Origin of the sequence: Hydrogenophaga sp. (assembly GCF_035481345.1) — a bacterium.
In the GTDB taxonomy this organism is placed as follows: Bacteria; Pseudomonadota; Gammaproteobacteria; order Burkholderiales; family Burkholderiaceae_C; genus Hydrogenophaga.
The window spans coordinates 1-5,189 of the sequence record NZ_DATIGV010000165.1 but is presented as its reverse complement, the minus strand read 5'-3'; the positions used below and the strand labels follow the sequence as shown (position 1 = coordinate 5,189).

Genomic DNA, 5,189 nt, shown 5'->3' with positions numbered 1-5,189 from the left:
GCCGTATCCCTCACCAGCCGCCGGAGGCGCCACCGCCACCGAAGTTGCCACCACCACCGGAACTGAATCCGCCGCCGCCGCCGAATCCGCCGCGGCCGCCGCCACCCCAGCCACCCCCTCCGCCCCAGCGATCGCCCCGGCCACGGGACGAAGGGACGGACACGGGCATGAAGCGCGCCAACACGGCCACCAGCATGCCCAGCACCGCCGCCCCGGCCGACACCCACAGCACCGAGGTGAGCAGCCAGGCGATCACGCCCGCGGCCGCGCCCGTGAGGGGAATGCCCAGGCCGCGGCCGAAGGCGCGGCGCATGAAGCCCGCCACCATGGGCACGGCGAACAGCAGGAACACCAGGGCGTCGGTCCATTCGCCCGCGCCGCGGCCCGTTGAAGGCTGCGGCGATGGCAGTGGCAGCGCCTCGCCGCGCACGGCGGCCATGATCTGTGTGAGCCCCGCGTCGATGCCGCCCGCGAAGTCGCCGCGCCGCAGCGCTGGTGCCACGGCCTGATCGAGGATGCGGCGCGCCAGCAGGTCGGGGATCGCGCCCTCGAGCGCCTTGGCGGGCGCGATGCGCATGCGCCGGTCGTCCTTGGCGATCACGAACAGCAGGCCATCACCCACCTCGCGGCGGCCGATCTTCCAGGCATCGCCCAGGCGCTGGGTGTAATCCGCGATGTCTTCCGGCGCCGTGCTGGCCACCAGCACCACCACGATCTGCGTGCCGCGTTCGCGCTCGAAGCCGGCCAGTCGTTCTTCGAGCCGCTGCAGCGCGGCGGCGTCCAGCGTGCCGGTGAGGTCCATGGCCCGCGCGCGCAGCTCGGGCACGGGCTGCACGCCCTGCGCCCCGGCGAGCGCCGCGGCCAGCCCCAGGGCCAGCGCGAGCAGGGTGCGCAGCAGCGGCGTGATCATGGGACGGGCGTCACCGCGTCGGGCGCGGGCATGTGCGTTCGGCCCGGGCCTCAGGGCTTCTGTGTGCCGAAATCCACCTTGGGCGGTGTGCTGATCTCGGCCTCGTTGGTCACGCTGAAGTTGGCCTTGGGCTGGTAGCCGAACACCATGGCCGTGAGGTTGCTGGGGAAGCTGCGCGCCAGCACGTTGTAGGCCTGCACGGCCTGGATGTAGCGGTTGCGCGCCACGGCGATGCGGTTTTCGGTGCCTTCGAGTTGCACGCGCAGATCGGAGAATCCCTGGTTGGCCTTGAGGTTGGGGTACTGCTCCACCACCACCATCAGGCGGCTGAGCGCGCTGCCCAGCTCGCCCTGCGCGGCCTGGAATTTCTGCATCGCGGCGGGGTCGTTGAGCAGCTCGGGCGTGGCCTGGATCGAGGTGGCCTTGGCGCGTGCGTTGACCACCGCCTCCAGCGTGCCGCGCTCGAAGTTGGCCTCGCCCTGCACGGTGGCCACGATGTTGGGGATCAGGTCGGCGCGGCGCTGGTACTGGTTGAGCACCTCGGCCCAGGCCGAGCGGCTCTCTTCGTCCAGGCGCTGGAAATCGTTGTAGCCGCAGCCGCCCAGCACGGCGGTGACGCAGATCAGCAGAAGCGAGAGCAGACGGCGCATGGATGCCTCCTTGGGGTTCCGTGTTCGCGGGCACTATACCCCGCGTCCGTGGCGCGGCGGCACAATGCGCGCATGCGAAAACCCAAGCTGCCACCGGGCACGCCGGACGACACCGAAGCCGCGTTCTACGACGCCCTGCAGCACGCAGACATCGAGCGCCTCATGGCCTGCTGGGCCGAAGAGGAGGACATCGTCTGCGTGCACCCGGGAGGCCCGCGCCTGCTCGGACACGAGGCCATTCGCGCCACCTTCGAGGCCATGTTCGCCAACGGCGCGGTGATGGCCACGCCCGAGAAGCTGCACCGCCACGATGACGGCCACTGCGCCGTGCACAGCCTGGTCGAGCGCGTGGCCGTGCTCACCGACGACGGGCCGCAGCACGCCTACGTGCTGGCCACCAACGTCTACATCAAGACCGCGCAGGGCTGGCGCCTGGTGGCGCACCACGCGAGCCCGGGCACGCGCGTCGAGCCGCCCGAGCTGTCCACCCAGAAACCCCTGCTGCATTGAACCGCCGCGCCACTTGAAACCCGAACCGCGCACCGACCTGTTGGCCTACCGAGCGCCCTGGTGGCTGCCCGGCGGGCACGCGCAGACCATCTGGCCCGCGCTGCTGGCGCGCCGGCACTTCGGGCCGGCGCCACAGTGGCGGCGCGAGCGCTGGATCGCACCCGATGGCGACTTCATCGACGTCGATCACGCCAGCCACGCGGCGCACGCGCAATCGCCGAGGCTGGTGCTGTTCCACGGCCTCGAGGGCTCCTCGGCCAGCCAGTACGCCGTGGCCTTCGCCGACTTCGCTGCCGAGCGCGGGCTGGCCTACGCCGTGCCGCACTTTCGCGGCTGCTCGGGCGAGATGAACCGCGCGCCGCGCGCCTACCACTCGGGCGATTTCGAGGAGATCGACTGGATCCTGCGCCGCTTCGCCACCGTTGAGCCGCAGCGTCCCTTGATCGCGGTGGGCGTCTCGCTGGGTGGCAACGCGCTGTTGCGCTGGGCCGGTGAATCGGGCGACGCCGCGGCCGCCGTGGTGAAGGCCGTGGCCGCCGTGTGTTCGCCGCTTGACCTCGCGGCGGGCGGCCACGCCATCGGCCGCGGCCTGAACCGCCAGATCTACACCCGCATGTTCCTGCGCAGCATGAAGCCCAAGGCCCTGGGCAAGCTCGCGCAGCACCCCGGCCTGTTCAACGCCGAGGCCCTGCGCGCCGCACGCGATCTCCACGCCTTCGACGACATCTTCACCGCGCCCCTGCACGGCTTTCGCGACGCCGAGGACTACTGGGCGCGGGCCTCGGCCAAGCCCCACCTCGCGCGCATCCGCGTGCCCGCGCTTGCCGTCAACGCGCTCAACGATCCCTTCGTGCCCGCCCACTCGCTTCCCCAGCCGCGCGAGGTGGGCGCGCGGGTGACGCTGTGGCAGCCCGCGCACGGCGGCCACGTGGGTTTCGCCGCCTCGCTGGGCGCGTGGGGATTGCCCGGCCACGTGCGCACCATGCCCGAGGCGGTGGGACACTGGTTGCTCGCGCACACCTGAGCCCATCGCATGGACGACATCGTCAAGGCCGCGCTCGCCAAATGGCCCAACGTGCCGCACTGCCACGGCTGGCTGGGGCTGGACGCGCGCGGCCAGTGGTACATGCGCGACGACCGCGCCCAGGCGGCCGGCCCCTTCGCGCGCAGCAAGGGTTCACTGCTGCGGCACGACAAGCTCATCGCCTTCATCCACCGCAACTACGCCGCCGATGAGCGCGGCCAGTGGTTCTTCCAGAACGGGCCGCAGCGCGTCTACGTGGAGCTGGAAAACACGCCCTGGGTGTGGCGGCTGCAGCCCGACGGCTCGGTGCAGGCGCACGATGGCGAGCCGGTGGCGGTGCACGCCAGCCTGCTCGACGAGGAAGGTCGGCTGTACCTCGACACCGACCGCGGCGTGGGCCTGGTGCACACGGCCGACATGGTGCTGGCGGCCGACGCGGTGGAGGCGGGGCGCTGGCAACCGGAGGCGGTGCGCGCGGACGATCTGCCCGCGCGCTTCGGCTTCGTGCGCAGCCCCGAGGCCATGAAAAAAGCCGGTCAGTGACCGGCCTTTTTTGAGGGGTCGCGCGATTACTTGGCGCGATCGATCAGGTACTGCACGGCGGCCTTGATCTCGGCGTCCGAGGCGGACATCGCACCACCCTTGGGCGGCATCGCGCCCTTGCCCTTGATCGCGCTGGCGGTGAGGGCCTCCACGCCCTGTGCGATGCGGGGCGCCCAGGCTGCCTTGTCGCCCGTCTTGGGTGCGCCAGCCACACCAGCGGCATGGCACACGGTGCAGGCCTGCTTGTAGAGGGCTTCTCCGTTGGCGGCGACCGCAGCGGCCGGGGCCGGCGCGGGAGCCGCTGCGGGGGCTGCTGCCACAGGAGCGGCAGGTGCGGCGGCCGGCGCGGGCGCCGGAGCGGCCTCGGCTTGTGCCGCGGGCGCGGCCATTTGCGGTTCGGCGAACTTGGCGCCAGCGGCGTTGGCCATGTGCACCACGGCGCGGCCGATCTCGGGGTCGCGGAAGGCGCCGCCGCCTTGCGGGCCCATGGCGCCCTTGCCCTTGAGGGCGGAATTCAGCAGCGATTCGTAGCCGGTGGCGATGCGCGCGGCCCAGGCGCCCGCGTCACCGAACTTGGGGGCGCCCGCGAGGCCCGCGTCGTGGCAGGCGGCGCACTGGGCCTTGTACACGGTGGCGCCGGCTTCCAGCGGGCGGTTGGCGTCGCGGATCTCCACGGTGCCGACCTTCTCGATGCGCTGAGCGACCGCGAGTTCGGTGTCGACCGCGCCGGCGCCGGGCTTGTTGGCCGAGGTCACGAAATAGACCAGGCCGATGATGATGAAGACAGGGACCACGAAGGCAAAGAGCGACGTCCACATTAGCTGGGCGGGCGTCTTGATGGGGCCGGTATGGGAATCGTGGTCGCTCATGGGGTCCTCAGGGGGGTGGCAGGCGGGCCTTCAAGGCCTTCTGGCAGTGTCTGGCAGTGCGCGCCGGGCGTCGGCGGACAGCCCGCGATTATATCTAGCGCCTATGGCGGGCCCGGGCGTTCCCGAGCAAGCCGCTAGAATGCGTGGCTCTGCGCGGCTGTAGCTCAGTGGATAGAGTATCGGCCTCCGAAGCCGAGGGTCGTGGGTTCGATCCCCGCCAGCCGCGCCAAGTCAAGCCAACCACCGCGGCATGCGGATAGGTTTTCCATCTGATGCCCTCCCCTGGCAGGGTGGCCATCCGGCACGACCAGGCCGATCATCGGGGTCCTGCTCACTCTGCGGCGAGTTCGTTCCGCAGTTTCCACCATCGCCACCGATTCCATCGGGCGGCCGCTTGTGGGGGGTGAGTTCCTGAAACCCCGAACCGCCATGAATGCTCCTCATTGGGTGTTGTTGGTCAACACCGCCGTCATGTTCTATTCCCTGGGCACGATCTGGTTTGCCCAGCTCGTGATCTACCCCCTTTTCGCCAAGGTGGGATCGGCCGAGTACATCGGATACCACGGCTTCTACGCCCGGCGGATTCCGGCGCCGGTGATCGTTCCGGGCTTCCTCAGCTTCATCCTGCCGGTGGTGGTGCTGTTCTTCAGGCCCGATCCGGTTCCAGCATGGCTGGCGCAGGC

At 70.7% G+C, this 5,189-nt stretch carries 7 protein-coding genes and 1 tRNA gene; 5 read left to right on the top strand and 3 right to left on the bottom strand.

The window, feature by feature from the left end; translation table 11 throughout:
• Nucleotides 1–10 precede the first annotated feature (10 nt).
• Both VLG41_RS17210 and VLG41_RS17205 read right to left on the bottom strand, forming a co-directional pair.
• On the bottom strand, nucleotides 11–910 hold the full coding sequence (locus VLG41_RS17210; protein WP_325350616.1) for a TPM domain-containing protein: 900 nt from the start codon (nucleotides 908–910) through the stop codon (nucleotides 11–13).
• 50 nt (nucleotides 911–960) lie between these two features.
• Complete coding sequence (locus tag VLG41_RS17205; RefSeq protein ID WP_325350615.1) at nucleotides 961–1,560, bottom strand: LemA family protein; 600 nt, start codon at nucleotides 1,558–1,560, stop codon at nucleotides 961–963.
• A gap of 72 nt (nucleotides 1,561–1,632) precedes the next feature.
• Between VLG41_RS17205 and VLG41_RS17200 the strand changes: the two genes are divergently transcribed.
• The 3 genes from VLG41_RS17200 to VLG41_RS17190 are packed head-to-tail and all read left to right on the top strand — an operon-like array spanning nucleotide 1,633 to nucleotide 3,637.
• Nucleotides 1,633–2,070, top strand: coding sequence for a YybH family protein (locus VLG41_RS17200; protein WP_325350614.1), 438 nt, complete (start codon nucleotides 1,633–1,635; stop codon nucleotides 2,068–2,070).
• Between the two features lie 40 nt (nucleotides 2,071–2,110).
• On the top strand, nucleotides 2,111–3,094 hold the full coding sequence (locus VLG41_RS17195; RefSeq protein WP_325350617.1) for a YheT family hydrolase: 984 nt from the start codon (nucleotides 2,111–2,113) through the stop codon (nucleotides 3,092–3,094).
• 9 nt (nucleotides 3,095–3,103) lie between these two features.
• Nucleotides 3,104–3,637: a DUF2946 family protein gene (locus VLG41_RS17190; protein WP_325350613.1), complete on the top strand. Its 534-nt coding sequence runs from the start codon at nucleotides 3,104–3,106 to the stop codon at nucleotides 3,635–3,637.
• Nucleotides 3,638–3,663: 26 nt separating this feature from the next.
• Here VLG41_RS17190 and VLG41_RS17185 read toward each other — a convergent pair whose 3' ends face one another.
• Complete coding sequence (locus tag VLG41_RS17185) at nucleotides 3,664–4,506, bottom strand: c-type cytochrome (protein WP_325350612.1); 843 nt, start codon at nucleotides 4,504–4,506, stop codon at nucleotides 3,664–3,666.
• 153 nt (nucleotides 4,507–4,659) lie between these two features.
• On the opposite strand from VLG41_RS17185, the gene VLG41_RS17180 reads away from it, so the two are divergent.
• Together VLG41_RS17180 and VLG41_RS17175 are read left to right on the top strand one after the other, a co-directional pair.
• Nucleotides 4,660–4,735 (top strand) — tRNA-Arg (locus VLG41_RS17180).
• A gap of 200 nt (nucleotides 4,736–4,935) precedes the next feature.
• On the top strand, nucleotides 4,936–5,189 hold a 254-nt coding region (locus tag VLG41_RS17175), incomplete at its 3' end, for a hypothetical protein (protein WP_325350611.1).

What these genes read in the sequence shown, in the direction of transcription:
- VLG41_RS17210 (WP_325350616.1), bottom strand. Translation starts at nt 910, where the DNA reads ATGATCACGCCGCTGCTGCGCACCCTGCTCGCGCTGGCCCTGGGGCTG.
- VLG41_RS17205 (WP_325350615.1), bottom strand. Translation starts at nt 1,560, where the DNA reads ATGCGCCGTCTGCTCTCGCTTCTGCTGATCTGCGTCACCGCCGTGCTG.
- VLG41_RS17190 (WP_325350613.1), top strand. Translation starts at nt 3,104, where the DNA reads ATGGACGACATCGTCAAGGCCGCGCTCGCCAAATGGCCCAACGTGCCG.
- VLG41_RS17200 (WP_325350614.1), top strand. Translation starts at nt 1,633, where the DNA reads ATGCGAAAACCCAAGCTGCCACCGGGCACGCCGGACGACACCGAAGCC.
- VLG41_RS17185 (WP_325350612.1), bottom strand. Translation starts at nt 4,506, where the DNA reads ATGAGCGACCACGATTCCCATACCGGCCCCATCAAGACGCCCGCCCAG.